This is a genomic window from Kosakonia pseudosacchari, assembly GCF_015167415.1.
Lineage (GTDB): Bacteria > Pseudomonadota > Gammaproteobacteria > Enterobacterales > Enterobacteriaceae > Kosakonia > Kosakonia pseudosacchari.
Map to the genome: position 1 here is coordinate 1,745,585 of NZ_CP063425.1, position 25,571 is coordinate 1,771,155.

28 protein-coding genes are annotated in these 25,571 nt (G+C 47.8%); 20 read left to right on the plus strand and 8 right to left on the minus strand.

From position 1 onward, the window contains the following. The first annotated feature begins 1 nt into the window (after position 1). The 9 genes from IP581_RS08085 to IP581_RS08125 are packed head-to-tail and all read left to right on the plus strand — an operon-like array spanning position 2 to position 9,011. Positions 2-1,213 (plus strand): beta-ketoacyl synthase N-terminal-like domain-containing protein, encoded by a 1,212-nt coding sequence (locus IP581_RS08085; protein ID WP_193822220.1) that lies wholly within the window; start codon positions 2-4, stop codon positions 1,211-1,213. Positions 1,214-1,224: 11 nt separating this feature from the next. After that, positions 1,225-2,211 carry an ATP-binding protein gene (locus IP581_RS08090; RefSeq protein ID WP_193822221.1) on the plus strand — a complete coding sequence of 329 codons (987 nt, stop codon included), beginning with the start codon at positions 1,225-1,227 and terminating at the stop codon, positions 2,209-2,211. A 6-nt stretch (positions 2,212-2,217) separates the two neighbouring features. Continuing rightward, positions 2,218-2,925, plus strand: a complete 708-nt coding sequence (locus tag IP581_RS08095; RefSeq protein WP_193822222.1) for an ABC transporter ATP-binding protein — start codon at positions 2,218-2,220, stop codon at positions 2,923-2,925. Further along, the gene (locus IP581_RS08100; protein WP_193822223.1) at positions 2,909-3,565 is read left to right on the plus strand and encodes a hypothetical protein; all 657 of its coding nucleotides are present in this window, start codon (positions 2,909-2,911) and stop codon (positions 3,563-3,565) included. The genes IP581_RS08095 and IP581_RS08100 overlap by 17 nt, the downstream gene beginning before the upstream one ends. Positions 3,566-3,571: 6 nt before the next feature. Beyond that, complete coding sequence (locus IP581_RS08105) at positions 3,572-4,876, plus strand: ABC transporter permease (RefSeq protein WP_407659121.1); 1,305 nt, start codon at positions 3,572-3,574, stop codon at positions 4,874-4,876. A 59-nt stretch (positions 4,877-4,935) separates the two neighbouring features. After that, positions 4,936-5,670, plus strand: a complete 735-nt coding sequence (locus IP581_RS08110) for an outer membrane lipoprotein-sorting protein (protein ID WP_228007853.1) — start codon at positions 4,936-4,938, stop codon at positions 5,668-5,670. A 17-nt stretch (positions 5,671-5,687) separates the two neighbouring features. Beyond that, complete coding sequence (locus tag IP581_RS08115; protein ID WP_228007823.1) at positions 5,688-7,055, plus strand: hypothetical protein; 1,368 nt, start codon at positions 5,688-5,690, stop codon at positions 7,053-7,055. 11 nt (positions 7,056-7,066) lie between these two features. Continuing rightward, positions 7,067-7,999: an ACP S-malonyltransferase gene (locus IP581_RS08120; protein WP_193822224.1), complete on the plus strand. Its 933-nt coding sequence runs from the start codon at positions 7,067-7,069 to the stop codon at positions 7,997-7,999. Positions 8,000-8,009: 10 nt separating this feature from the next. Next, positions 8,010-9,011, plus strand: a complete 1,002-nt coding sequence (locus tag IP581_RS08125) for a hypothetical protein (protein WP_193822225.1) — start codon at positions 8,010-8,012, stop codon at positions 9,009-9,011. Between the two features lie 63 nt (positions 9,012-9,074). Here IP581_RS08125 and IP581_RS08130 read toward each other — a convergent pair whose 3' ends face one another. Next, positions 9,075-9,668, minus strand: a complete 594-nt coding sequence (locus IP581_RS08130) for a helix-turn-helix transcriptional regulator (RefSeq protein ID WP_228007824.1) — start codon at positions 9,666-9,668, stop codon at positions 9,075-9,077. Between the two features lie 391 nt (positions 9,669-10,059). Between IP581_RS08130 and IP581_RS08135 the strand changes: the two genes are divergently transcribed. Both IP581_RS08135 and IP581_RS08140 read left to right on the plus strand, forming a co-directional pair. Beyond that, a complete protein-coding gene (locus tag IP581_RS08135; RefSeq protein WP_193822227.1) occupies positions 10,060-11,442 on the plus strand; it encodes a diguanylate cyclase in 1,383 nt (460 codons plus the stop codon). A gap of 252 nt (positions 11,443-11,694) precedes the next feature. Next, positions 11,695-12,429 (plus strand): YnfC family lipoprotein, encoded by a 735-nt coding sequence (locus tag IP581_RS08140; protein ID WP_228007825.1) that lies wholly within the window; start codon positions 11,695-11,697, stop codon positions 12,427-12,429. A 37-nt stretch (positions 12,430-12,466) separates the two neighbouring features. Here IP581_RS08140 and IP581_RS08145 read toward each other — a convergent pair whose 3' ends face one another. Further along, positions 12,467-13,216 (minus strand): SDR family oxidoreductase, encoded by a 750-nt coding sequence (locus IP581_RS08145; RefSeq protein WP_193822229.1) that lies wholly within the window; start codon positions 13,214-13,216, stop codon positions 12,467-12,469. 100 nt (positions 13,217-13,316) lie between these two features. Between IP581_RS08145 and IP581_RS08150 the strand changes: the two genes are divergently transcribed. After that, complete coding sequence (locus tag IP581_RS08150) at positions 13,317-13,676, plus strand: winged helix-turn-helix transcriptional regulator (protein ID WP_193822230.1); 360 nt, start codon at positions 13,317-13,319, stop codon at positions 13,674-13,676. Here the strand turns inward: IP581_RS08150 and IP581_RS08155 are convergent. Together IP581_RS08155 and IP581_RS08160 are read right to left on the minus strand one after the other, a co-directional pair. Continuing rightward, positions 13,673-14,455: an SDR family NAD(P)-dependent oxidoreductase gene (locus IP581_RS08155; RefSeq protein WP_193822231.1), complete on the minus strand. Its 783-nt coding sequence runs from the start codon at positions 14,453-14,455 to the stop codon at positions 13,673-13,675. The genes IP581_RS08150 and IP581_RS08155 overlap by 4 nt on opposite strands. Before the next feature lie 133 nt (positions 14,456-14,588). Then, a complete protein-coding gene (locus tag IP581_RS08160) occupies positions 14,589-15,035 on the minus strand; it encodes a winged helix-turn-helix transcriptional regulator (RefSeq protein WP_193822232.1) in 447 nt (148 codons plus the stop codon). A gap of 153 nt (positions 15,036-15,188) precedes the next feature. On the opposite strand from IP581_RS08160, the gene agp reads away from it, so the two are divergent. After that, positions 15,189-16,427, plus strand: a complete 1,239-nt coding sequence (gene agp, locus IP581_RS08165) for a bifunctional glucose-1-phosphatase/inositol phosphatase (protein WP_193822233.1) — start codon at positions 15,189-15,191, stop codon at positions 16,425-16,427. A gap of 46 nt (positions 16,428-16,473) precedes the next feature. Here agp and IP581_RS08170 read toward each other — a convergent pair whose 3' ends face one another. Both IP581_RS08170 and wrbA read right to left on the minus strand, forming a co-directional pair. Next, positions 16,474-16,701: a YccJ family protein gene (locus tag IP581_RS08170; RefSeq protein ID WP_017456265.1), complete on the minus strand. Its 228-nt coding sequence runs from the start codon at positions 16,699-16,701 to the stop codon at positions 16,474-16,476. Between the two features lie 20 nt (positions 16,702-16,721). After that, positions 16,722-17,318: an NAD(P)H:quinone oxidoreductase gene (wrbA, locus tag IP581_RS08175; protein ID WP_086872055.1), complete on the minus strand. Its 597-nt coding sequence runs from the start codon at positions 17,316-17,318 to the stop codon at positions 16,722-16,724. Positions 17,319-17,711: 393 nt separating this feature from the next. Here wrbA and IP581_RS08180 point away from each other — a divergent pair, with 393 nt between their 5' ends. The 3 genes from IP581_RS08180 to rutR all read left to right on the plus strand — a co-directional run bounded on the left by IP581_RS08180 (position 17,712) and on the right by rutR (position 19,601). Continuing rightward, positions 17,712-17,888, plus strand: coding sequence for a con-10 family general stress protein (locus IP581_RS08180; RefSeq protein WP_071889987.1), 177 nt, complete (start codon positions 17,712-17,714; stop codon positions 17,886-17,888). A gap of 130 nt (positions 17,889-18,018) precedes the next feature. Beyond that, complete coding sequence (locus IP581_RS08185; protein ID WP_193822234.1) at positions 18,019-18,939, plus strand: DMT family transporter; 921 nt, start codon at positions 18,019-18,021, stop codon at positions 18,937-18,939. Between the two features lie 23 nt (positions 18,940-18,962). Then, positions 18,963-19,601: an HTH-type transcriptional regulator RutR gene (rutR, locus tag IP581_RS08190; protein ID WP_086872060.1), complete on the plus strand. Its 639-nt coding sequence runs from the start codon at positions 18,963-18,965 to the stop codon at positions 19,599-19,601. Here rutR and IP581_RS08195 read toward each other — a convergent pair. Both IP581_RS08195 and IP581_RS08200 read right to left on the minus strand, forming a co-directional pair. Beyond that, positions 19,598-19,993: a lysozyme inhibitor LprI family protein gene (locus tag IP581_RS08195; protein WP_193822235.1), complete on the minus strand. Its 396-nt coding sequence runs from the start codon at positions 19,991-19,993 to the stop codon at positions 19,598-19,600. The two genes, rutR and IP581_RS08195, sit on opposite strands and share 4 nt — an antisense overlap. A gap of 64 nt (positions 19,994-20,057) precedes the next feature. Further along, entirely contained in the window at positions 20,058-20,609 is a 552-nt protein-coding gene (locus IP581_RS08200; protein WP_193822236.1) for a nucleotidyltransferase family protein, read from the minus strand. Positions 20,610-21,032: 423 nt separating this feature from the next. Here IP581_RS08200 and IP581_RS08205 point away from each other — a divergent pair, with 423 nt between their 5' ends. The 4 genes from IP581_RS08205 (at position 21,033) to IP581_RS08220 (ending at position 25,560) form a co-directional block, all read left to right on the plus strand. Continuing rightward, on the plus strand, positions 21,033-22,016 hold the full coding sequence (locus tag IP581_RS08205; protein ID WP_193822237.1) for an autoinducer 2 ABC transporter substrate-binding protein: 984 nt from the start codon (positions 21,033-21,035) through the stop codon (positions 22,014-22,016). A 107-nt stretch (positions 22,017-22,123) separates the two neighbouring features. After that, entirely contained in the window at positions 22,124-23,623 is a 1,500-nt protein-coding gene (locus IP581_RS08210; RefSeq protein WP_193822238.1) for a sugar ABC transporter ATP-binding protein, read from the plus strand. Further along, the gene (locus tag IP581_RS08215) at positions 23,616-24,605 is read left to right on the plus strand and encodes an ABC transporter permease (protein WP_193822239.1); all 990 of its coding nucleotides are present in this window, start codon (positions 23,616-23,618) and stop codon (positions 24,603-24,605) included. Before IP581_RS08210 ends, IP581_RS08215 begins: the two co-directional genes overlap by 8 nt. A 1-nt stretch (position 24,606) precedes the next feature. Then, positions 24,607-25,560 carry an ABC transporter permease gene (locus tag IP581_RS08220; protein ID WP_193822240.1) on the plus strand — a complete coding sequence of 318 codons (954 nt, stop codon included), beginning with the start codon at positions 24,607-24,609 and terminating at the stop codon, positions 25,558-25,560. The last annotated feature ends 11 nt before the right edge of the window (positions 25,561-25,571 follow it).

Here is a 25,571-nt window from a genome sequence, read left to right on the forward strand (position 1 = left end):
AATGGAACATGCGGCTATCATTGCAGGTTACAGTCTATATTTACCCTTTGCTGAAAATTATAGTCAGTTGATTAATAATCTTCGCGCTGGTAAGCGTGTGAATGGAGATTATTGGTTTGTATCCGATGAAGTAGCGCGGAAATGCGGATTTACAGGAAATAAGCGCGTGGCAAGACTGGAGCAAATAGATGATAGCCCATTAACGTTATTGTATCGATTAATTGATGAAGCGCTGGCCCAGGCTAATCTCAGCAAAAACGCCCTTACCGGTGAAAGGGTAAGGGTATATTTAACTGGCCTGGGGCCACGTGTTGATGGCATGGACTATAAATCCTTTTATGATCATAATGATGTTGAGGATCTTAAATGTTCGCCATCAATAAGCCGACTTCATGCTAACAATATGTCGCAGGATAAACTTGCCTACAATATTGCGCATAAGTATGGATTACACTATCTTCCGCCTGATTTACATTGCACCAGTAATTCATCATTAACTGCAGTGCATCTTGGTTGTCAAGCGATTGATAATGATGGGGCAGATCTTATTTGTGTAATTAACTGTTCTAAAATTAAAACGCAAGATATCTGGTTTCTCGAAAATCAATCTATGCTTGATGGTGAATCAGTACAACCGTTTGGCCAAAATAGCAGCTCGGTATTATTTTCAGAGGGGTGCTGCGTCATACTGCTTGAAAGTGAGAAACATCGCCAGGCCAGAGGAGTAAACGGTGGTATACAACTCAAATCAACATATTCGCAAATTAGTGCAAGCCGCAGCAATGATTCAGCCTGGTTAAGCGCTAATATTATTAAAGTAATGAGTAAAATACTTGATGAGGCGAGTATTGAGCTCGGGGATTTATGCGCAATTATTCCCCATGGCAATGGTTCGTCAAATAGTGATAAGGCAGAAGCCAAAGCGATAGCAATGCTTTCTGACAAGCACTCTGTTCCGGTTCTCGCTTATAAAGGACAACTGGGTTACACCACAACAGGTTCAGGGATCGTCGATTTGATTATTGGCGAACATTCTCTTCGCCAGCGTGAATTACTTACTCCGGTAAGCAATGACGACATTATTGAAGAAATAGCAGGTCAGTTATTGACGGACATCGGCGTTGTTAAACATGAAAAGAAACATTTGCTGAAGACGGGGCTCGGTGTTGATGGATCAATTATCGGTATTGTCATGTCTGATACCAGCATTTGAGATTTGTATATATGAAAAATGAGATCTATCTTTCGTCATTTTCGCTTGCGGAACCAGCAGATAATTTTTATTTTTATGCTCCGCACTGGTTAAATGCATGGGAAGCTCATCTGTATAATCAGGCGCTTAAATCTACCTCCGCAAGTGGTTGGGCGTTTAAGCGATTCGGCACTGATAAAGAAACGTATGCGCGGGAAATGATACGCAAACCGCGTTATATTGATTATATTGAGTCCATGGAGCAAACCGCGGATGCCGCATTGCAGCAGATGACCCCGAGGGATCGGATGTTACTGTTGAAGTCGCGTGCTGCTTTCATTTATATCGATACGTGGGGAGAATCATCTGTCTTTGAAAATATCACCAGTGCGCTGCATACAGCGACGATTGATACATTACCAAAAAATATATTAAAGAAATTCTCAATCAAAAACGTGACCTGCAAAATTCGTGGAGAGAATTTTTCATTAATACAAGCGATGCAATTAGCGCAAGATTATTTGCACTGGAATGTTTTCGATTTTGTAGTGATATGCGGAGCATACAGAGCGATCCCCGTATTAGTTTTTTCGGATGAAGATATCCCGGGCAAAAGAGGCCGCATCAAAACGAAGCATAAAAACGGCGTCCAGCTCTCCGTTGAACGGACAGGGTGTTTTATTTTTAGTTTGCGCGAAAGTGCACTACGAGTGAATTGTGGTAAGTATGTGGCTCACGATAACCTGGATTACCTTCAACATGAGATAACAAAAGATTTATCGGAAGGTGATCTCCTTACCTTTTTGGGGCGAAAAGAGAATATCACGCATATAGCTCCGCAAATATGCATTGATATTGTCGACCTGAAAGATATCTATGGGGCGAGTGGTTGCCTTACGCCAGCGCTGAGTTGGGAGTATCTGCTAAACAAAACGGTTTCTACAAAAAAAATGCGCACAGTATTAGCTGATAAATTCGGCGGGTATAGTTATTTTGATACGCTCTTTTCAGCAGGGTGATGATTTATGAGTAATACAATAAAAGAACTACCAGCTATCTTTATGCAGGAGATTTATAAGAGCTTTGGTATTAACGAAAATAAGGTCGATGCGCTAAAAAACATTAATCTTGAAATTAAGAAAGGGGAGTTTGTGGCGCTATGTGGGCCTTCCGGTAGTGGGAAAAGTACATTACTTAATATACTTTCTGGCATCGATACGCCTTCCGCCGGAACTGTCATGTTTCTTAATAATGTTCTTAATGAAATGCCCGAAAAACAGTTGGCCTATGTCCGGAGCAAATACTTAGGGTTTATTTTTCAGTTTTTTAACCTTATTCCCGTACTTAGTGTTTTTGATAATGTATTTTATCCACTTATTTTGAATGCACATTTCAATAAGAAAGAAGCGAAAGAGCGCGCTTTACATTTCCTCGACAGCGTGGGGCTCGGTCATTTAGTCGATCGCAAACCCGGTCAGTTATCGGGAGGACAGCAGCAGCGCGTTGCGATTGCCCGCGCGCTTGCGCATGAACCCAGTGTCGTTGTCGCCGATGAACCGACCGGGAATTTGGACTTAACAACAGGGGAAGCCATTTTAGAACTGTTGATGAAAATAAATCAGCAGACCGGCACCACATTTGTTATTTCCACGCATTCAACCCAACTCAGAGACAGAGCCGGGCGGGTCATTGAAATTAAAGATGGAGCGTTAGTCCATGGCACAAATACGTAAGTATTATTGGTTATTCTGGGTGGGCGTGGTCTGCGCTGTTATAGCGAATACGGCTTATGCGATGATCGCTCCGGAGGCCGATAAAGTGATACAGCACGGGCTTCCTGAACAACCCGAAGCGTTAGCGGAAACGACACAGGAGCTTTTTCAGGAATTTGAAAAAACGAAGAACGTGACATCGCTGATCTTTTATTCTTATGGAATGTTACGACAGGCGAATCATTTTTCGGTTGTTAATGATTTTATTCATGCTTCGGAATATGCGAAAACGGGGTTTTTTTATCTTGATGAAGCAGTAGATTCACATGAAGACAATTCTCGTATTAGATATCTACGTGCTCGTATCGACGCTTATTTACCTGCTGTAATAGGACGTTGCGTGGTTACACTTGATGATACCGAGCGTTTATTAAAAGAAAAGAATGTATTCGATAATGATATTTTAAAACATATTGAATATATGCGTTATAAAGCCCTGGTAAACTGTAATCAGCCTCAGCAGGCCGAATTGTTAATGGAAAAAATAAAAGTGAAAACCTCCGTTGATGCTAATTTTTTCGATCCAAATCTTCATGCTGAACCAGAGTGGGATATGAATGAAGTTACCCAGATTGTCATTCCATTATTCAAAGGCGAATAGATCTCCATGCACATGCTTTTAACAAATATAATTATTCTTGTGATAATGTGTTTTGTTCTTTATTGTCTACTTTTTAAATTTAGGGATGCAAAGTTTTCATTCCTAAATTTGTTTCGGCATAAAAAAAGAACAATTTCAACAACAATTGCCATTATGCTTGGTGGCGTGTCTATTTTTCTTTATGGTGGATTTATCGATTACTCTTTTTGGATTTTGAAGGAGCAGACGATTCGGACAAATATAGGACACGTACAGATCTATAACCCCGAATATTTTGAGACATCAAATAAGAGCCGCAGCTTGATTGCAGATTATGCAAGTCTGAAAAAAGAAATTCTCAGCGATTATGCGTTATCTGCTGATATCTCAACTATTTCAGGACAACTTGAATTTAGCGGCGTCGTATCACAGTACGAAAATGAAACCTCCAGTTTTTTTTCAGGGTTAGGTGTGGAGCCGTTACCATCTTTAAAGCTCGGTTCATTCGATAAAATTATTTCTGGTAGTGATTTATCTCGAGTGAAAACCAATGAAGTCACCCTCGGTGAAGGGCTTGCCGGAACGCTAAATGCTAATTATGGTGACTGGCTTGATATAATGACAGTCAACACCCATGGTGGTCAGGGCGCTCTTTCATTGAAATTGCGAGGCATTTTTTCCTCAGGGATTAAAGATTATGATGATGTTGCGATGAAAATGCCTTTGGCGACAGCACAAAAACTGATGGGTACAGATGGCGTAAGCAAGGTATTAATTCTGCTAAAAAAAGATAATACGGATCTTTTTATTAATAATTTACGACATTTTATTGATGAACATCATTTGCCGTTAATAGTAAAAAGCTGGAAAGATAGTTCTATTTTTTATCAACAAGTAGAGAGTTTATTATCAGGCATTTATTTCTTTATTAAGCTCATAGTAGCTCTTGTCGTTATCTTTATGATCAGTAATGCGATGACGATGAACATTATAGAGCGTACGCGAGAAATCACCACGCTACGGGCTATTGGTTTACAGCCATTACATGTTTCGCGGTTGTTCCTGCTGGAAGGAATATTTATTGGTACTCTCGGCGCGATAGGTAGTCTTGTTATCGGCTTTATTCTTGCTGGTATTATTAATCTACACGGTATTGCCATGCCTCCCTCACCCGGGCAAACGCAAGGTTATACTGCTTTCATTAAAATTAACAACGTCGAGCTAATATGGCTAACCTTTGTGTTGCCTGTGTTAACCTCCTCGTTAGCTTCAATACTGCCGGCTTTGCGAGCATCCAGGTTAAATATATCAGATGCATTTAAATTTTCTTAAGGCTTAATATGATTGTCACCGCTAGTCTCCGAATCATTATTGTGTCTTTTTTTCTTATAATGGCGAATGCCAGCGTCATAGCTTCAGTCGGAGCGCTGGATATTATTCGTCGCGCTGATGAGATTCGCTCACCAAATAAACCTTTTCGCTACACCGTTACAGTTCTGGAGTACAAAGACGGTGTAAACAAGGAAGAAAACAAACAGATTCTTGATATATCAATGCGCTTTATGAAGCCTGAAAAAGGAATGCCAGCTGATGCTCGTTCACTGGCTCGTTTTATCTACCCCCCCCGGGATAAAGGAAATATCATGCTATCTGACTGGTATGATTTATGGTTTTATACGCCATCGCTTCGACGACCTATACCTGTATCGCGCGAACAAAGATTAGTTGGGCAAATTTCAAATGGTGATGTTATCGTTACCAACTTTGAATATTCTTATAGCGCAACACTGGCTGGAGATAAGCCCTGCGGGGAATCGATCTGCCACGAACTCGTCTTGCTACGTAAATCAGATGCAGTGACATATCCAAAGATTATCTATTTGGTTGAAAAAGAGAATTATCATCCATATCAGGCATCTTATTATTCAATGGACGATAAGTTGCTTAAAACAGTTAAGTATGAAAATTTTCAAATGGTGCTAGGGGAAATGCGACCAATGAAAATAGTTGTGCGAGATGCAAAGCACAGTAAGGGCTATTCTGTAATGGAATACAGTGATGCCAGGTTGGAGTCATTGCCTGAATCTAATTTTACCAGGGAATATATTCTACGAGGTGTTAAGTGAGTTGCCGCATAACTCTGGTGACTTTATCATTTATACTGTTACCTTTTAGTCTCTATGCAAGTTGTGTTTCTGGTTCAGATATTCAAAAAAATGCTGATGTTACGCTAACGTTGCAAGGCTCTTATACAAAAAAGAAACCATCGATATGGAATATTGAAGGTAAGAACGCTTATGTAAAAGATAATATTAATAATAGTGCAGGCGTGAAATTCAGCAGTGATTGTTCGCTTATTGAACAACGTCTGAATTTAGAGCTATCAGCGTATGGATTGACTTATTATCCATGGCGATCTCTGGGGAAATTTGAGAAGGATAATCATCGTTCGCGAATGCTCCTGAATCAGGTTAAGCTTACGTTTATAGCCTCAGATAACGTTCGACTGGAAGCCGGTAAACTCAGAGATAGGCCGGGTGTTTTTTTTCTTAAATCGCCATCGGCTCTGCTAACCAACTATTATGCGGGATTTAAAAATGATCGACTTTATACTCCGGCAATGAAGCCGATTTATGCCGAATCATTTTGGGGAGCAAGCCTTATTCATGAGACAAGAGATTATGGCCTGGCTTTCACTGTCGCACCTCGATTAGCACGAATAAATAAACGCTATGACTCGTCAGGAAACTGGTCTGCTGATCAACGTTCTAATTCGAGTGAACGTTATTTGTTAAGTTATACTGAGTATCGTCTTAAAAAACATACGCCTTCAATGAATGTGATGTTAGGAGAATCTCGCTCTGTTGCTTTAGCTGACAGTTTTAATTACACGCCACAATGGATTATCAATGCCGAAATTGCCTTGCATTCAGACCAGCAATGGCGCCATTTTTCACCACAGAGGGCTGCTGCGGTGCAAAGTTATGCTTTCCCGTCTTCGCTTTACACCACCGAAGAGAAGCAGGGTATTGAGCTGGCGATAGGGGGGCAGTACACAACAGATAACTTTAGTATGTTTGGTTTGGAATACTATTTTCAAAGCGAGGGATATTCTGCACGTGAGTGGCGGCAACAAATGAATTTTGTCGATTATCTCAACACCAAAAATCAGTATGCTGTACTAGACCAGGTGTTTGATGCGTATAAATATCTTATGGGTGCAGAGATAAGTAATGTCGCAAATAAAGGAAACTTACAGGGTAAACATTATATTAATGCTTATGCAAGTTTAGCTATAGAAGATGGTTCTAGCTTGCAACCTTATATTGTTACGAACATGGTGGATTACAGTTCGTTAATAGGGATGCACTACTCGACACCGTTTGATTATTTCGACGGAAAAGTTGAAGGTTATGCGGGTGTTTTTTCGGCGGTTGGCTCACGAGATGCTGAATTTTCCCACTTTAGTAGATCGGTTGGTTTTTATTTGGGAGTTGAATATCATTTATAAGGATATTATTTATGGATATCAATAGTACATCACAGCCTGTTGTTTTTCTTTTTGCTGGCCAGGGTAATCCTGTTATCGGTATGGGGGCTGAGTTGTGGAATATTAATCAGACGACACGTGGCATCTGGGATTGCGCCAGCGATATTTCTGGTATGGATATCAGGCGATTATGTTTAAAAGGACCAATGAATCGCTTGATCCAGACAACTGTGCAACAAATTGCTGTAACCGCGATGAATGTTACGCTCTATACCCTTTGCAAAGATAAACTTGGTGATACAGACGTTATCGGTTCATGCGGGCATAGCGTCGGGGAATATAGTGCACTTTATGCTGCCGGAGCCGTAACACTGGAAAATTTGTTTCGCCTGATTCATCTTCGTTCGCAGGTGATGGATGAGGTTAGTAAAAAAAATAAAGGTTATATGCTGGCGGTGAAAGGCGTCGATCATACCGCTCTCAGCCAAATGATCACTGAATCCGATCTGCCAATCGATATCAGTTGTGATAACAGCTGCCAACAACAAGTGGTCGGCGGATCGGTAGCTGCGCTTAATGAGTTTTCACATCAGCTCCGTGCTGCTAGCCATGAGCCGGTGAAACTTGGCGTAAGCGGTGCCTGGCATACGCGTCTGATGGCCGAAGGCGTACCCTTAATGCGCAAATATCTCTCAGACGCTGAAATTTGCCCTCCCCAGTACGATGTTGTCATGAATGTGACGGGCAGGGCAGAAAGCGAACCGGTACAGATCAAAGAAAACCTCTCCTTGCATTTGACGCATACTGTTAAATGGGCAGATTCAATGTCGCTGTTTTTAGCACATAAAATCCCGGTCTTGTTCATTGAAATTAGCAATAAAGCTTACCTTGGGAAAGTGTTGAAGGATTTCGTAAATTTTAACCCTGAGATGACATTACATTGCAGGGGATTATTTTCAATTTAATGGTGCTATTGTGATTCCAGACTATCTCAAATTTATCCGTGTTCAGGATAAAAAAATACTGCCTTTTCTCTTCGTTGTTGTTTTTACTATGATTGGTTTTTATTGGAAGAATAATGACTATAAATTTAATCTAAGTGATGTTTATTATCTCAGTGGTATTGTGAGTATTTTACTCTTTAACTCAGTTTATGAACTTAAAGCTTTTTGGGCATATAAATGCGTTACTAAAGCTATGGACTTCACTTTTTTTACCGGGAAGAAACTTGGCAGAAAAGAAAAATGGTTTTCTCATCCGTTCATTGCTAGTACTTTTTTTGCCGCCTTCTTTGGGTTAATTATACAGAGCTGTTTTCTGCTTTATCCATCAATGTACGTCCTGATTTCCTTGCTGGCGATTTCACCGATTTTTATTTACGCTGTGTTTCGGGTCTTAAGGACCAGTTATATTAAGCAGGTAGCAACAGCAGCGGTTGAAAAGGTGAAGTATAAACATCTTTATCACTATATTGTTGCGTATGTTATTCTAGGTCTCGCTTTAAATTTGCTGACTATTTCGCCTTTGAAAAATGATGCGGATTTTTCGCTTCAGGCCGGTGTTTTTTCTGCCGAGGCAGTCGCCGCAATGTTTATTTTATGCTGCATTGTTTTGATGATGAACCTCCTTTTTACTCGTTTGTCGAAACGTTATATTTTTCTCGGTAGGTTGTTTTTAAAAGAAATTGATTTTTACTTTTCAGTGTCATTGCCATGGCCTGCATTCTATGCCAAACCCTTTTGGTGGAGAATGATCCTGTTACTGTTCATTGAATTTGTCTGGATCATTCTCGCTAGCATGTTGCTGGCATGGTCCGGATGGCAACTCTGGTTTGAGATCTATTTTCTGATCTGCTTTTTACCTTGCATTGGCTTTAATTATCTACACATTTACGCGCTTTGGCATCGGGATTTTATGATGGCTTGTGACATGTACTTCCGCTGGGGAACAATCGACAAACAGACCCATCTTTGGTAAAAAAATAAACCGCCTGTAGCTTTTCTATTACTACAGGCGGTGACGATCTTGTGTTTGCATGTTTTAAAAGCTGTAATCCAGTTCTCTTATACTGGCAGGAGAGGTGAAAAATGTTGATGATTCTTCAAGTAGTTTATCTCTTATCAAAAGCAGGTCGCTTATTTTCTTTCCCCCCAATTTTTTGCACGCCTTGTTGCGATAAGCGTAAACCCTTTTGGGCGGTATATTAAGCGACTTAGCTATCAGATGAATATTTTTGCCTTTTAGTGATTCTTTGAGAATAGTATTCTCGATATCACTGAGCTCACTATCTCTGATCGAAACCTCTTTTTTCTTTTTAGCCACAACTCTAATTGCGCGGCTGATGTCGAGAAGCGAGTCCCTGGATTTGATGACCAGATCGGCATCATTAATCACGATATCCCTCGCGGCACCTAAAATAACCAGTAGTTTACAGACCTTATTAAGTGGTGAGATTGCCTTGGCATAGGAGTTATTTTTCGCGTCCAGGTGAAGGATAACGACGTCATCTGGCGTGAGCTGGTTGGTAAGTGAAGAATCTAATTCATGTGCAACTATGTCCCATCCCTTCGATTTGGCTAATGAAATTATTCCATTCTGGAAATAAACATCGTCACTGATTGTATAAATCTTCATGTGTTTGCTCGATATCATGTTGAATAATTCTGCGGATAATTCCTGGATTATAATTAGCAGGGAGTGGAACCTGTAATTAAATAGTCTTAAATGGAACCTTGTGAGTGATAAGGTTAGACGCGGAGTGGATTGTAATTACGCGTTTGCCGTCTATACTTCTTAGATGAATCTCGTGATTTTGTTGTTTTAAATAAAGAAAGATATTAACTGATGCATTTTAGATAATGTTGTTTTTTTATCTTGTGGATTCTTTTTTTCTTGGCATATTATTTCGCTTTTTTAAAATAGAATGGAGAAGTTTCAACATTTGTTAGGATTTCCCGGCTTGCGATGTTCAGCATACTGATGAGGGCAGGCAGAAAACGCGTTAACTATCGTAAGGGTTTAAGTAATGGAAAATTATCTTAAATTAATGAAAAGTGAATGGTTTCATCTCATTGATAGAACAGATGAACGTATTCGCTTTTTAGCGGCGGAAGTTGGCAAAACGCATGCACATATTCTGAGTCAGGAGTTCTACCGTATTGTACTGACCGACCCTCATGCGGAAGAGTTTCTGTCTAATGATCAAGTAGAACGGCATCTTAAAAGCGCGTTAGAGAAGTGGATTAAAGATGTGTTAGCTTGTCAAGTTTCTGATATTGATAGACTTATAGCGGTTCAGCAACACGTGGCTTCGATCCACGCGCGTATTGGCATTGCGGTTGAAATTGTAGAAATGGGTTTCCGTGTTCTTAAAAAAATCCTCTTCCCGGTGATCAATTCTTCCTCTTACAGTGCTGCAGACAAGCTTGAAGTTTACCATTACGCCATTAACAGTATTGATCTGGCCATGGAAGTGATGTCGCGGGCTTTTACCTTTACGGAACACAACTCAGCGAAGGAGGATGAGAATTACCGTATTTTCTCGCTTCTTGAGAATGCGGAAGAAGAAAAAGAGCGTCAGATCGCTGCATTGTTAAGCTGGGAGATTGACCTTATCTACAAAATCATTATGGACGCTGATCTCGGTAACAGCCTCTCCCTCAGCCAGTCTGACTTTGGCCTGTGGTTCAACCACAAAGGCCGTCATTACTTTAGCGGTATCGCCGAAGTGGGGCATATCTCACGCCTCATTCAGGATCTCGATGAAGTTTTTCGTAATACTCGCATTACCCCCAGAGCATTAAGTAACAGAACGCTCCGTGTCAAATTTCTTATTCAGATCAGAAATACCGTTTCGCAGATCATTACAATGTTACGTGAACTTTTTGAGGAGGTTTCCCGGCATGAAGTGGGAATGGATGTGCTGACAAAACTCCTTAATCGACGCTTTTTGCCCACGATATTTAAACGCGAAATTGCCCATGCCAAGCGGATGAATACACCGTTGTCTGTATTAATTATTGATGTTGATAAATTTAAACAAATTAATGACACATGGGGTCATCATACAGGCGATGAAATTTTACGCAAAGTATCGAACGCTTTTTATGACAATGTGCGTAGCAGTGACTATGTTTTCCGTTACGGCGGTGATGAATTTGTCATTATTTTAACTGAGGCGACAGAGTTTGATACGTTGCGTATTGCAGAGCGTATTCGTGGCCGTGTTGAAAAGACCAATGTTATTTCTCCTTCGGGTGAAAATATTCCACTGTCCCTTTCTATCGGCGCGGCAATGTTCAGTGGACACCCTGATTACGAACGTTTAATACAGGTTGCTGATGAGGCGCTATATATTGCCAAAAATAAGGGGCGCAATCGTGTCGAGTTATGGAAAGCACCAGATTGAATTATCCGGATAAAATTAACGCTATAGTCGATTTAACCGTAGCGATCTTTTTATTCGCAGTTTGTGAAAAGGAAAGGTCGTAATTAACCGTGGATGTTGGGGCTGAAACAGCCATGCTTTTGGCGATTATCAACATGTGCGATCAAATTAACCGGTTTTAAGCAAAACTGACTCTGTTCGCCTTCAGATTTTCCTCTGTCTGGTCTTGCTGAATTATCCGCATTTGTTACTCTTTTCACTTTATGTCAAAGGATGGCAGAAGTGAAAATTTGCTCCTGTTTGCTGGCGCTCGTGCTTGGTAGCACCGCCACGGTAGCCTGCGCACAGCAAACCTATATTCCGGTACTGTTAAATCTGTCGACACTGCTCGATTTCAACCCGGTCAAAGGTCATGTCAAGACCATCGATTCCGTGGGAACCGATGATAAAGGCAACGAGGTTTACACGCTTCATTTGGCGTTATCAGCTGAGGGCTGTGTACAGAGGTTACGTCGCGACGGGAAATCCGATAATAGCCATATGAATTTAGTCAAAGAGGGGAGGGCGTTAAAAGGGACATTTAATGGTCAACCTGTCACTTTTGGGCTGGATGACAAATGTAATTTAACGAGCCGCGATGACAGTAATGGGCATCTTGATTACAAAACCAATGCGCAAGGCCTGCTCGGCGAGACAATGCTGCGGACGCTAAAAATTACCGATCATTTCTACGACACTGATGGCAATATCAAAAAGGTGCAATATTACTCAGGCGATCTCGTCGCCTCTTTAACCAGCATTCGCTACCCGGATAGCGTCAATAAACCGCTCGATTATACGATGGTCAACGAATCTGCTCTTGATGCCCGTTTTAATTTCACTGCGGTGAGTGAATGCCAGTACGACGAAAGGCAAGTTCCTGTTATTTGCCACATAAATGTCAACCCGGCAAATTCCGGGGATGCGTTGACGCATATGACAGTAGCCACTCGCGCGAGTTTTTACTGAGTTGTAAAAGCGGAGCCACTGGCTGGCTCCGTTTTATTTACAAACTACCGGTACCGCCGGCGACCAGTAATTCCGTGCCGACCACATAAGCGGACTCATCCGAAGCAAGAAATAGCGCGGCCTTCGCCAGCTCCGTCGGTGTGCCCATTCTTCCTAAAGGCACCAGATCTTTGATTTCATTTTGCAGCGATGCCTGCGCTGCGCCGCTCAGCCCCAGCTTATTCAGCGCCGGCGTCTCAACCGGGCCAGGGCTCAAACCATTGAGGCGCACCCCGCGCGCAAGCAATTCCGCCGATAGTGTGCGGGCAAGTGACAGAAGCGCTGCCTTACTCGCTGCATACACGCTGCTGGTCGGCAGGCCTATCCGCGCGCTGACTGAACCACACAAAATGACTGACGAGGGATTATGCAGCAGTGGCAGGAGAGCCTGAATCAGAAAGTAGGGGCCTTTAAGATTGGTGTCCATCAACCGATCCCAGTTCTCTTCCCGCCACTCTTCAAGTAAGCCGTGCGAGACATCACCCGCATTAATATACAGTACATCCAGTTGTGGCCAGCGCGTAGCAATGGTGGCGGCCAGCTGGCGCTGATCGTCGGTACGGCTGGCATCAGAAGCAATAACCCAGGCATTATCACCAAGTATCGCTTGCGCTTGTTTTAAGGTGTCCGGGTTACGGCCAGTGATGGCTACCTGCGCGCCTTCAGCAATGAATTCTTGTGCGGTAGCAAGGCCGATCCCGGTGGTACCGCCGGTTATCAGTGCGTATTTACCTGCTAAGCGTCCCATTTTCGACTCCTCTATTTAAGCTTGAGAAAGCACTATAGAGCCGTTAGTATCCTTTGGATACAAGGTGCCAGATGGGTACTAAAGAGGCAGAAGGTATGTTATGGCGGATTCAGCGGCATTGTTGCCGAAAAAAAATTATGTGACAGAGCCCTGTCCGATGACTGATTTTGTCAGCCTGATTTCAGGAAAATGGGCTATTCCGATTTTATACCGCTTAATTGTGTTGAATACGGCGGTGCGCTTTAGCGAGTTGCAGCGTGCTGTTTCACCGATTACACAAAAAGAGCTGACCCGCCAGTTGCGGTTATTTGAGCAACGCGGGCTGGTCTCCCGACAGGTTTATCCGGAAGTCCCGCCGCGCGTCGAATATTGCATTACCCCGTTGGGGTTAACCTTGCGCGGTGCGTTAGATCCGCTGGCCGAGTGGATGCGTAATCACGGTGATAAGTTAAAACGTTAATCGCGTGAGTAACGTGAAGCAGGTTTGCCATTACGCGAAGCGCTAAACAGCGCGAGTCGCGCCGCTTCCCAGTTATCCCACAGCTGTAAATCCTCGACTGGCGGAACCGTGATAAGTTCTCCCTGGTCGAGGCCTGCCAGCGCCGCGTCGACCAGATCTTCGCTGGTCATTACTGAGCCTTCCGGTAACGCATCGAGTGTAATACCGGAATGCCCCCAAATTTCAGTCGCGGTAGCGGCTGGCAGCACAGCCTGAATGCGAACATTGCTCCCGGCAAACTCTTCTTGCAAACCACGGGTGAAATTAAGCACCCAGGCTTTCGTCGCGCTATAGACCGCGCTGCCTGCGCGAGCATGGAAAGCAACGACTGACGCGATATTAATGATGGTTCCCTGATTGTTTTCCACAAAACGCGGTAATACTGCCAGCGTCAGACGCATCAGCGCCGTCGTATTCAGCGTGTTGATGGCTTCATGTTGATCGGCGTTGCTACTGAGGACAGGGGCAAGATTTGCTGCACCGGCATTGTTCACCAGCAGATTTATCGTCGTATCGTCACGCAAAACCGTTTCAACCAGTTGGATCCCCTCAGCCTTGCTGAGATCGGCCACCAGCGTGCTGATTTTTACGCCATGTCGCTGCTGCAAATCGTCGGCAAGTGCATGTAAACGATCGCCGCGACGCGCGACCAGCAGCAAGTCGTAACCACGTGCCGCGAGACGGTCGGCATATATAGCACCAATCCCTGAAGAGGCGCCGGTAATCAATGCAGTTGTCATTTTCTCTTACCTCGTTATTAAATGGTTTCATCATAAAACTAAATGTAGCTTCTGCTATTTGGTTTTATAATGCAACCAAATTGGTCGGCAAAAAGTGCGATCTTATAATCGTTTGAGGTAACAAACTGAATTATCAGATTTTGGCAGTACGCAGCCGCACGTCCTCTGGCTGCAACTCACGTCCATCCTCGGCGCGCAGAGCCAGTTTTTGTAACGGACGTTGTGTATGGCTATCGACCAGCACGCTGGCGGGTTCATCCTGCTCAAACAACCATTCTTGTCCCCATTGCGAGAGAGCGACCAGCACCGTTTGCAGGGCGCGGCCTTTTTCTGTTAACACATATTCCTGCCAGGCGCTGCCGTCAGAGGCGGGTTGCGTGCGCAAAATACCTTCATCCACCAATAGCTTAAGACGTGCAGTCAGCATATTTTTGGCAATACCCAGGTTTTTCTGGAATTCACCAAACCGCGTCACGCCAGCTAATGCATCGCGCACAATGAGTAACGACCACCAGTCGCCAATAATATTCAGTGAACGAGCTACAGGGCAGAAAGTTTCTTCAAAGCGGGTACGTTTCATCGCGGTTCTCCGGTTAGCAGTTTAATTATAAAACCACATCGCGCGGCTTCACACCGCTTTTTGCGCCAGTGCACACTCCAGGGATCTTGTGCCGGTGAGTTGTCATGAATGTGTCACAATTCTAATTTCGGGTAGAAAAATAAGGAAAGCACAATGAAAACGGTTTTTTGGCTTAGTGCAATGGCCACCACCATGGTACTTCCTGCCGCGATGGCGCAAACGGCACCACAGGGTTATCAGTTACAGCAAGTGTTGATTATGAGCCGTCATAACTTACGTGCACCGCTGGCGAATAATGGCAGCGTGCTGGAACAATCAACACCCAACAAATGGCCCGAGTGGGATGTGCCCGGCGGGGAGCTGACCACCAAAGGCGGCGTGCTGGAAGTGTATATGGGGCACTATATGCGTGAATGGCTTGCGGAGCAGAAACTCATCGCTACGGGCGAGTGCCCGGCGCCAGAAAGCGTTTACGCCTGGGCTAATAGTCTGCAACGTACTGTCGCAACAGCGCAGTTCTTTATCAACGGCGCGTTTCCTGGTTGTGATGTCCCGGTACATCATCAGGAAAAGATGGGCACCATGGATCCGACTTTCAATCCGGTGATCACCGACGAGTCCGCCTCGTTCGGCCAGCAGGCAGTGAAAGCAATGGAAACTCAGCGCCAGCACTATGCGCTGGGAGAGAGCTACAAACTGCTGGAAAAAATCATCCGCTACCAGCAGTCGCCAGCCTGTAAAGAGAAACAACAATGCTCACTGGCAGATAGCACCGATACCTTCAGCGCGAAATATCAGCAGGAGCCGGGGGTTTCCGGGCCACTGAAAGTGGGGAACTCGCTGGTAGACGCGTTCACCTTGCAGTACTACGAAGGGTTCCCAATGGACCAGGTGGCGTGGGGCGAAATCAAAACTGATCAGCAATGGAATATTTTGTCCAAGCTGAAAAATAGCTATCAGGATACCTTATTCACCTCGCCGGAAGTGGCGCGTAACGTGGCTAAACCGCTGGTGAAATACATCGACAAAACGCTGGTGGAAGAGGCCGACCGCGCGCCGAAACTGACCCTGCTGGTGGGGCATGACTCCAACATCGCTTCGTTGCTCACGGCGCTCGACTTCAAACCTTATCAGTTACATGACCAGAACGAACGCACGCCGATTGGCGGGAAGATCGTTTTCCAGCGCTGGCATGACACGGCGGGGAATCGCGATCTGATGAAGATTGAATATGTTTATCAAAGCCGCGATCAGCTGCGCAACGCCAAAGCGTTGACCCTGAAATCCCCGGCACAGCGTGTCACGCTGGCCTTAAAGGGTTGCCCGGTAGATGGCGAAGGGTTCTGTCCAATTGATAAGTTCAATGCGGTAATGCGCGACGCGGCAAAATAAAAAAAGTGAAACGAAAGCTCCCTCGCCATCGCGAGGGAGCCTGTTGCTACACGTTTTGCCGTTCTATGGTTTGCTCGCCCCAGAAAAGAGAATCTTTATCGGTTTTTTCAAAGGCGCGCAGCAACACTTCATCGCTGCCTTCCTCCCAGATTTTCTCTGCCAGCTTTTCGTCATAATCGGCGAGTTCGAAGATCGCCTCGGCAATTTCCGGCGACGTATTTCGTAAACTGGCCCATTCACCCACGCGATGGGCTTTTGCTTCTTGAGTTGGCATCTGTCTCCTCCTGTAGAAGGTTAACCGTTGAGTTTTACTGCCAGGCCTGCAACGTATTCACCCTGATAACGGGCAATTGCCAGCTCCTCGGCACTGGGCTGGCGAGAACCGTCGGCACCGGCAATGGTTGTTGCGCCATAAGGTGTGCCTCCGCGAACCTGCGAAATATCGAACAACTCCTGCGCCGCGTAGCCAATAGGCACAATCACCATCCCATGATGTGCAAGGGTAGTCCATGTTGACGAGATGGTATGTTCCTGGCCGCCACCGGTACCGGTGGAGCTAAAGACGCTCGCCAGCTTGCCGTACAACGCGCCTGATGCCCACAATCCACCAGTCTGATCAAGGAACGTGCGCATCTGTCCGGACATATTGCCGAAACGCGTCGGCGTACCAAAAATGATGGCGTCGTAGTCAGCCAACTCTTGCGGCGTGGCGACGGGCGCGTTTTGCGTCTTACCACCTGATTTCAAAAATAGTTCTGCCGGCATGGTTTCCGGTACGCGCTTGATGACGACGTCGGCGCCACTTACTTTTTGCGCACCTTCGGCAACGGCATGCGCCATCGTTTCAATATGTCCATACATTGAATAATAAAGCACCAATACTTTGGCCATTTGCATCACTCCTGATTTGATAATTTCCGGCAGCAGATCGCTGCATTCTTTTTAAGCGTATGACGTGATGGCCAGAGTGCAAATCAGAGCGCCATTTCTTTGATAAATAACAATTTAAAAAACAAAACGCTGGCGCTTACAATTTGTCACATATAAACGCGGCGGATTTTTGGCGAGTTAAGAAGAAGTTATCGGTTTCGCTTAGGGAAGGCGGGCCGTTGGCAGTGCAAGCTGTTGCAGAATATTACCATTCACTGGCTGAATGCTTTCCTTCCACTAAGCTTAGTTCCACACGGCGCAGATAAAGGCACTGCCTTTGCACCGTGCGGTGAAAGAATCCTCTTTTACTGAACGCAGTATGATGTCTGATATTTCACTCATCTGGAGGTAAGCATGGCAAACCATCGTGGTGGATCAGGTAACTTTGCTGAAGACCGTGAAAGAGCATCAGCAGCAGGCCGTAAAGGTGGCCAGCAGAGCGGGGGGAATTTCAAAAACGATCCCCAGCGCGCCTCAGAAGCCGGTAAAAAAGGGGGCAAAAACAGCCATGGTAGCCGCAGCAGCAGCTAACAATGGCGGCTGACAGCTCTGACCGGTTGTCATCCATGCCCGCCGCCGGGGAAACCCGGCGGTTTTTTTATTCTTGCACCGTCTGCGATGCCAACGCACACTAGCGTTTTTCTCTGTTGCCGGTTGTGATATGTCTCTCTCCCGTTACGCCTTCTCCGTCAAACCTCAGGAAGCACTGCTGATCCTCATTACCATGTTCTGGGGCGGTACGTTTCTCGCCGTGCAATACGCTGTAACGATGAGTGGCCCGTTCTTCTTCGTGGGGTTGCGCTTTGCCACTGCCGCGCTGGCGGTGGGTATGCTCTCAGTGAATATTCTGCGTGGCTTAACCTGGCTTGAAGTGAAGGCGGGCGTCGTTATCGGCGTTGCTATCGCCCTGGGCTACAGTTTGCAGACCTGGGGACTGCAGTCTATTTCCAGCAGCAAATCCGCCTTTATTACCGCCATGTATGTGCCTCTGGTGCCGTTATTACAGTGGTTGTGCCTGGGGCGATTGCCGGGATTAATGTCCTGTGTCGGCATTGCGCTGGCGTTTACCGGCTTGTTGTTTCTCGCCGGGCCGGAGGGGAATTTGCTGGCGCTGGGAGAAGGGGAAATCATTACGCTTGCCAGCGCGCTGGCGATTGCCGCCGAAATTATTCTGATCAGCGCCTGGGCCGGAAAAGTCAACGTCCGCCGGGTGACGGTAGTGCAGCTACTGACCGCATCGCTGGTCTCTTTTGCCGCCATGGTGCCTGCCAGGGAAGCTGTACCGCCACTGACGACAGGTTTGTTACTGGTCGCGCTGGGCCTGGGTATTTTTAGCGCCATTATCCAGGTGGTAATGAACTGGGCGCAGCGCAGCGTATCGCCAACACGCGCCACGGTTATTTATACTGGCGAACCAGTCTGGGCCGGCATTTTTGGCCGCATTGCGGGCGAGCGGTTACCGTTGTTAGCACTTTTTGGCGGCGCGTTGATTGTGCTTGGCGTGCTGGTGAGTGAACTGAAGCTGAAAAAGAAAAAAACACCTTCTGCCGCTGCAGCAACAGAGGCAGAGCAGGAGTCGTGATGGTCAAGGAGAAGGAGGGGGTGATGGCACAGGAAGCAGCGAAGGGGGCGAGCAAACGCAAGCGCGCGGTGAGCGAAAAGCGGCAGGCGATTTTAACGGCAGCATTGGATCTCTTTTCCCGTCTTGGTTTTCATGGCGCGCGCCTCGAACAGGTAGCGGAGCTGGCTGGGGTATCGAAGACCAATTTGCTCTATTACTACCCGTCGAAAGAGGCGCTTTATATCGCCGTGTTGCAGCAAATTCTTGATATCTGGTTAGCGCCGCTGAAAGCGTTTCGCGAGGATTTCGCACCGCTGGCGGCCATTCGCGAGTACATCCGTTTAAAGATGGAGGTTTCGCGCGATCATCCCCAGGCATCAAAACTGTTTTGCCAGGAGATGCTCCAGGGCGCGCCGCTGCTGAAAGCGGAACTGACCGGCAGTCTGAAAACGTTAATTGACGATAAATCAGCGATTATTGCGGGCTGGGTAGCCAGCGGCAAACTCGCCGCTGTCGACCCGCATCATCTTATTTTTATGATTTGGGCCTCAACGCAGCATTACGCCGATTTCGCCACCCAGGTGGAAGCGGTCACCGGTGCGACCCTGCAGGATGAGGCGTTCTTTCAGCGCGCGGTGGAAAACGTGCAGCACATGATCATCGAAGGCATCCGCGTGCGTTAATGGCCCGGCGCTAATGGGCAGCTCAAGTCACCTTCGCCACATTGCAACAGCGATGCCAGCCAGGCTTCACGCTCATTCGTTTTATCTGTCAGGCACTGGTTTTGCACCATCGGCTGGGCGCTGCCGCCCTCCACGCCAGAACTGACAAACGCGCAGTCGCTATCGCGCAGGGTTATCCAGCTTTGCTGCGCTTTTTTCAGCATCGCCGCTTGCGGCGGTGTTGAGCGTTTAAGCGCGGCCTGGAAGGTTTGATTAAGTTTCTTATCCGCGGCCTGGTATTGACCGGCAGTGCAGCTGTTGAGCTGAGATTGTGTGGAGGCGTTATCGCACTCATCGGCCAGTACCGGGCTGCTGAGTAACAGCGCCGCCAGCGCCAGCATACGCGTTTTCATCACTTCCCCTTATTTCGCAAGGCGGTTGAACCAGCGCTTTTATTAACATAGCCCTTCGTGAATGTCACCCGCACAGCTGGAGTTTTGGATAGCGTGTCAGCCAGCGTTTCTCCTCAATCCGCTGCTGGAACAGGTGCCGTTTCTCATGCTGAAAACGGGGCGTCGGTTGCAGGCGCAAGCAGAATAAATCCTCCAGCCCAAAAGGGGCGATAATCGCGAGGCGATCGTTTTTATCGAAACGTACCGCCACGGCCGTCGCCGTTTCCGGCCAGTGCCAGAGGGCTTCGTCAAGCGAGGCGTACGGCTCATCACCATTACGCGTATGCATGCGTGCCTGATTTTTGACCGACCAGACAACATCGCCCGAACGCAGGCGCAACTGCGCTTCCAGCTCTGCATCGCGTTCAGCGCGCGTGTCCGCAGGCTCACGCCAGATAACATCAACATCCCCGCTATGCGGGCGCGGCGTAAAACCGTGCAACTGATCCCAAACGGCATCGCGTATAAATCCGGCGCCAGTCCAGCACCCTTCGTGGGTTGCCTGCACCATTGCCAGTACTGCCATTCGCTGTGAATCGGCGCGAAGCAGGGCTTCCAGTTCAGTTGCATAGCGCATGGTTACACTCCGTCATTCATTTAAGCCGCAAGGCATATAAGGTTATCGCCACTTCAGACGGGCGAGTATCGCTTTACGATGAAAATAGCGCTGTCGACGTTGTTGCCTTGCTCGTTTCAGTTCTCACTTTTAAAAACTTCTCGCGGCCGGGATGCGGTTTTATTGAGTAAGAACGTCCACCATAACGCTAAAAATGAAAAGAATTTGTTAATAATATGTTTATGTACGATCTGTAATTAACACTTATTGCGCTATGCTTAGGCGACTTTCGTTTCTTTTTAACTTTAAATTAACAAAAATATACCTTAAAATTAACCTTTTTGGGCTTATATCACATTTTTAAAATTAGCATTGTTTTGCCTCTTCCCTTCGTTGCTAACCTCCATTTCGCGACTTTCCTCTGTCCTCAAGAAAGGTACAACTATGAAATTCAAACTCGCATTACTCAGCGCAGCCCTCATTTCTGCCAGCATGGTGTCCGGCCAGGCGTTTGCGGCACAAAAATATGAGATCGCGGTGGTTGCCAAGGTTACTGGTATTCCATGGTTTAACCGCATGGAAACCGGGGTCAACGAAGCGGCGAAAAAACTGGACGTCAATGCGTACCAGACCGGGCCATCAACACCGGATCCGGCGCAGCAAGTGAAAGTGATTGAAGATCTGATCGCCAAAAACGTCAACGCCATCATCGTGGTGCCTAACGATGCGAAAGTGCTGGAGCCGGTGCTGAAAAAAGCGCGTGACAAAGGCATTGTGGTACTGACGCATGAATCGCCGGACCAGCAAATAGGCCAGTGGGATATTGAAACCATCGACAGCGAAAAATATGCGCAGGCCAACATCGATGAACTGGCAAAAGATATGGGTGGTAAAGGCGGTTATGCCATTTATGTTGGCTCCCTGACGGTGCCGCTGCACAACGCCTGGGCTGACTACGCCATCAAATATCAAAAAGAGAAATACCCGGATATGTTTGAAGTGACCTCGCGATTGCCGGTTGCCGAGAGCATCGACAAATCCTACGCCACCACCCTCGATTTGATGAAAACCTACCCGCAAATGAAAGGGGTGATTGGCTTTGGTTCGCTGGGCCCGATTGGCGCCGGGCAAGCCGTGCAGAAGAAACGGGCAAAAGACAAACTGGCGGTAGTGGGCATCGCGATGCCAGGCCAGGCCGCGCCGTATCTGATGCGTGGCGACATCAAAAAAGCGCTGTTGTGGGATCCGCGTGACGCCGGTTTCGCGCTGGTGACCGTCGCCGACCAGTTGCTGCAAGGCAAAGAAGTGACGCCCGATCTGACTATCGATGGCTTGGGCAAAGCCGATGTCGATATGAATAAGAAAGTGATCCGTTTTAATAAGATCCTCGAAGTGACCAAAGATAACGCACAATCACTCGGTTTCTGAGCCTTTCAGGCCACACCAGGGAACCGGAATGCCGGCCGTCAGGCCGGCCTCTTCCGCCGCAGATTTTAACCTCGCGCCCACCCCGGGCGCTGGCAGAGGTATTGTCGATGACCGACACCACCGCATTTATCACTCTTGAGAATATCAGCAAGCGATTCCCGGGCGTGCTGGCGCTGGATAATGTGAATTTAACGCTGGAGAAAGGCGAAGTTCACTGTCTGGCGGGGCAAAACGGCTGCGGAAAGAGCACCATCATCAAAGTTATCTCCGGTGTTTATCATCCGGAAAAGGGCGCTAACATCGCGCTCGACGGCAAGCTTTTTCACCATCTCACGCCGCAGCTCTCAGCGCACTACGGGATTCAGGTGATTTACCAGGATCTGTCGCTGTTTCCTAATTTTAGCGTGGCGGAAAATATCGCCATTCACCGCTACCTTCCCGGTGGCGATATCTGGGTGCGTCGTGGCGCAATGCGAACGCAAGCGCTGGCGGCGATGGAACGCATTGGCGTGCGCCTCGATCCGGATAAAAAAGTGGAAAAACTCTCTATTGCCGACCGCCAGTTGGTGGCTATCTGCCGCGCGATTGCTGCCGATGCCCGGCTGGTGATTATGGATGAACCTACCGCGTCGCTCACCCGCCAGGAAGTAAATGGTTTGCTTCGCGTGGTCAATGAACTGAAAGCCGCCGGCATTTGCGTGGTGTTTGTCAGCCATCGTCTGGATGAAGTGATGGAAGTGGCCGATCGCATCAGCGTGATGCGCGACGGCAAACTGATTGGCACCTGGCCGGCAAGCGAACTGGATAGCCACGAGCTGGCGTATCTGATGACCGGCCAGCGTTTTCACTACAGTCCGCTGCCGGAAAAACCGCCAGTGGATCAATTACCCATGCTGGAGCTGCGTCATCTGAGCCGCAAAGGTAAATACCGCGATATCAATCTGTCACTGCGCAGCGGCGAAATTGTGTCGATTGTCGGGCTTTTGGGGGCCGGGCGTACCGAATTGTGCATGAGCCTGTTTGGCATGACCAGGCCGGAAGATGGCGAGATCCGCATCAATGGTACGCCGGTGACACTGCGTAACAACCATGACGCGATTCGCCACGGCATTGGTTATGTGTCAGAAGACCGGCTGACGCAAGGGCTGATTATGGAACAGTCGATTTATGACAACACCATCGTCACGGTGTTCGACAAGCTGCACACGCGCAGCGGGTTGCTCGATCACGCTAAAGCCGGGCAACTGGTGGCCGATCTGATTCGCGAGCTGAATATCAAAGTCTCTGATGCACAGTTACCGGTGAAAACCCTTTCCGGCGGCAATGCGCAACGTATCGCCATCGCCAAATGGGTGGCTACACAGCCGCGCATTCTGATCCTGGATTCGCCCACGGTTGGCGTAGACATCGCCAACAAAGAGGGGATCTACCAGATTGCCCGTCAACTGGCGGAGCAGGGGATGGCGGTGCTGATGATTTGTGACGAAATCCCGGAGGCTTACTACAACAGCCATCGCGTGCTGGTGATGCGCCAGGGGGAACTGGTGGCAGAGTTTAATCCGCACCGTTGCACAGAGCAGGAAATTGCCGAGGTGGTCAATGCGTAACGCGTCCTTTACCCGCCTTGTCGGGCAACATGAATTCTGGCTGGGGCTGTTGGTGATCGCGCTGGCGATTTTTCTCAGCGTGCGCACCGACGAGTTTCTCTCCCTCGGCAATCTGACCGATGTCGCCACCAGCTACGCCATTCTCGGGATCCTGGCCTGCGGGCTGTTTGTGGTGCTGATTTCCGGCGGCATCGACATTTCGTTTCCGGCAATGACCGCCATTGCCCAATACGTCATGGCCAGTTGGGTGATTGCCCACGGTGGTAACTTCGCGCTGGCATTGGGGCTGTCGATGGCGGTCGGGCTGCTGCTTGGCCTGGTCAACGGCTTCCTGGTCTACTGGCTGCGCGTGCCTGCCATCATCATTACCATTGCCACGCTGAATGTTTACTACGGCCTGCTGGTCTATGCCACCAAAGGGACGTGGCTGTATGGTTTCCCGGACTGGTTTATGAACGGCATCAACTGGTTCTCGTTCACCGCCGCCGATGGCTACGACTATGGACTGACACTGCCGCTGCTCTGTCTGGGCGCGACGATTATTCTGACTGCCGTATTAATGAATTACACCCGGTTGGGCCGCCAGATTTATGCCATGGGCGGCAACCGCGATGCGGCGTCACGCCTGGGGCTGAACCTGCTGAAGCTGCATTTCTACGTCTACGGTTTTATGGGCATCCTCGCGGGCGTCGCGGCCGTAGTGCAGGCGCAAATCACCCAGTCTGTTGCCCCCAACTCGCTGCTGGGGTTTGAGCTGACGGTACTGGCCGCGGTGGTGCTTGGCGGCACCAGCATGTCCGGTGGGCGCGGTACGCTGACCGGTACGCTACTGGGCGTTGTGCTGCTGGCCTTCTTGCAGAACGGCTTAACGCTGCTGGGTGTCTCCTCTTACTGGCACACGGTGTTTAGCGGCGCGATTATTCTGGTGAGCATTAGCGCTACCGCGTGGAACGAAAAACGCAAACTTGCGAGGGAGTTATAAGATGAAATCCATCGTCCGAATTCTGCCCGGTGATGCCATCATCCGCTTGCAATGCGTGATTATCATCGTCGTGGCGCTGGTTTTCTCTGCGCTGCTCGGCAGCCGTTTTTTCAGCGTCGCTAACTTCCAGTCGATTGGCTCGCAGCTGCCGATTCTGGGCATGCTGGCGCTGGGCATGGGAATCACCATGCTGACTGGCGGCATTAATCTGTCGATCATTGCCAGTGCGAACGCCTGTTCGCTGGTGATGGCGGCGGTGATTGTCAGCCACCCGGATAACCCGCTGTTCCTGGCGCTGGCGTTACTCGCCGGTCTGCTGGTGGCGGTGGCGATTGGCGCACTGAACGGTGCGCTGGTAGCGTGGATTGGCGTTTCGCCGATTCTGGCAACCCTTGGCACCATGACGCTGATTTCCGGGCTGAATATTCTGCTTTCAAATGGCACGGTCATTTCCGGTTTTCCGACGGCCATTCAGTTCCTCGGCAATGCCACGCTGCTGGGTATTCCGGTTGCGCTGTTGCTGTTTATTCTCGTTGCGCTGCTGCTGTGGGTACTGCTTGAACATACGACGCTTGGGCGCAGTCTTTATCTGGTTGGCTCGAACGAGCAGGCCACGCGTTTCAGCGGCGTTAACACCGTGCGCGTGCAGATTTCGGTCTACATCATCTCCGCGCTGTTGGGCTGGGCGGCCGCTATCTTGATGATGGCGAAGTTCAATTCGGCGAAAGCGGGCTACGGTGAGTCTTATCTTCTGGTGACCATTCTGGCGTCGGTGCTGGGCGGCATTAACCCGGACGGCGGTTTTGGCCGCGTGCTGGGGCTGGTGCTGGCGCTGGTGGTGCTGCAGATGCTGGAGAGTGGCTTTAATTTATTGGGCATCAGCAGTTATCTGACGATGGCGCTCTGGGGCGCGGTGCTGATCCTCTTTATCGCATTACAAAATCGAAAAGCCTGAGAGCGGGAGAA

What these genes read in the sequence shown, in the direction of transcription:
- IP581_RS08110 (WP_228007853.1), top strand. Translation starts at nt 4,936, where the DNA reads ATGGCGAATGCCAGCGTCATAGCTTCAGTCGGAGCGCTGGATATTATT.
- IP581_RS08135 (WP_193822227.1), top strand. Translation starts at nt 10,060, where the DNA reads ATGGAAAATTATCTTAAATTAATGAAAAGTGAATGGTTTCATCTCATT.
- IP581_RS08210 (WP_193822238.1), top strand. Translation starts at nt 22,124, where the DNA reads ATGACCGACACCACCGCATTTATCACTCTTGAGAATATCAGCAAGCGA.
- IP581_RS08155 (WP_193822231.1), bottom strand. Translation starts at nt 14,455, where the DNA reads ATGACAACTGCATTGATTACCGGCGCCTCTTCAGGGATTGGTGCTATA.
- wrbA (WP_086872055.1), bottom strand. Translation starts at nt 17,318, where the DNA reads ATGGCCAAAGTATTGGTGCTTTATTATTCAATGTATGGACATATTGAA.
- IP581_RS08145 (WP_193822229.1), bottom strand. Translation starts at nt 13,216, where the DNA reads ATGGGACGCTTAGCAGGTAAATACGCACTGATAACCGGCGGTACCACC.
- IP581_RS08085 (WP_193822220.1), top strand. Translation starts at nt 2, where the DNA reads ATGGAACATGCGGCTATCATTGCAGGTTACAGTCTATATTTACCCTTT.
- IP581_RS08170 (WP_017456265.1), bottom strand. Translation starts at nt 16,701, where the DNA reads ATGCCAACTCAAGAAGCAAAAGCCCATCGCGTGGGTGAATGGGCCAGT.
- IP581_RS08100 (WP_193822223.1), top strand. Translation starts at nt 2,909, where the DNA reads ATGGCACAAATACGTAAGTATTATTGGTTATTCTGGGTGGGCGTGGTC.
- IP581_RS08130 (WP_228007824.1), bottom strand. Translation starts at nt 9,668, where the DNA reads ATGAAGATTTATACAATCAGTGACGATGTTTATTTCCAGAATGGAATA.
- IP581_RS08095 (WP_193822222.1), top strand. Translation starts at nt 2,218, where the DNA reads ATGAGTAATACAATAAAAGAACTACCAGCTATCTTTATGCAGGAGATT.
- IP581_RS08090 (WP_193822221.1), top strand. Translation starts at nt 1,225, where the DNA reads ATGAAAAATGAGATCTATCTTTCGTCATTTTCGCTTGCGGAACCAGCA.
- rutR (WP_086872060.1), top strand. Translation starts at nt 18,963, where the DNA reads ATGGCACAGGAAGCAGCGAAGGGGGCGAGCAAACGCAAGCGCGCGGTG.
- IP581_RS08185 (WP_193822234.1), top strand. Translation starts at nt 18,019, where the DNA reads ATGTCTCTCTCCCGTTACGCCTTCTCCGTCAAACCTCAGGAAGCACTG.
- agp (WP_193822233.1), top strand. Translation starts at nt 15,189, where the DNA reads ATGAAAACGGTTTTTTGGCTTAGTGCAATGGCCACCACCATGGTACTT.
- IP581_RS08220 (WP_193822240.1), top strand. Translation starts at nt 24,607, where the DNA reads ATGAAATCCATCGTCCGAATTCTGCCCGGTGATGCCATCATCCGCTTG.
- IP581_RS08160 (WP_193822232.1), bottom strand. Translation starts at nt 15,035, where the DNA reads ATGAAACGTACCCGCTTTGAAGAAACTTTCTGCCCTGTAGCTCGTTCA.
- IP581_RS08120 (WP_193822224.1), top strand. Translation starts at nt 7,067, where the DNA reads ATGGATATCAATAGTACATCACAGCCTGTTGTTTTTCTTTTTGCTGGC.
- IP581_RS08180 (WP_071889987.1), top strand. Translation starts at nt 17,712, where the DNA reads ATGGCAAACCATCGTGGTGGATCAGGTAACTTTGCTGAAGACCGTGAA.
- IP581_RS08105 (WP_407659121.1), top strand. Translation starts at nt 3,572, where the DNA reads ATGCACATGCTTTTAACAAATATAATTATTCTTGTGATAATGTGTTTT.
- IP581_RS08195 (WP_193822235.1), bottom strand. Translation starts at nt 19,993, where the DNA reads ATGAAAACGCGTATGCTGGCGCTGGCGGCGCTGTTACTCAGCAGCCCG.
- IP581_RS08215 (WP_193822239.1), top strand. Translation starts at nt 23,616, where the DNA reads ATGCGTAACGCGTCCTTTACCCGCCTTGTCGGGCAACATGAATTCTGG.
- IP581_RS08140 (WP_228007825.1), top strand. Translation starts at nt 11,695, where the DNA reads ATGGCAGAAGTGAAAATTTGCTCCTGTTTGCTGGCGCTCGTGCTTGGT.
- IP581_RS08150 (WP_193822230.1), top strand. Translation starts at nt 13,317, where the DNA reads ATGGCGGATTCAGCGGCATTGTTGCCGAAAAAAAATTATGTGACAGAG.
- IP581_RS08200 (WP_193822236.1), bottom strand. Translation starts at nt 20,609, where the DNA reads ATGCGCTATGCAACTGAACTGGAAGCCCTGCTTCGCGCCGATTCACAG.
- IP581_RS08205 (WP_193822237.1), top strand. Translation starts at nt 21,033, where the DNA reads ATGAAATTCAAACTCGCATTACTCAGCGCAGCCCTCATTTCTGCCAGC.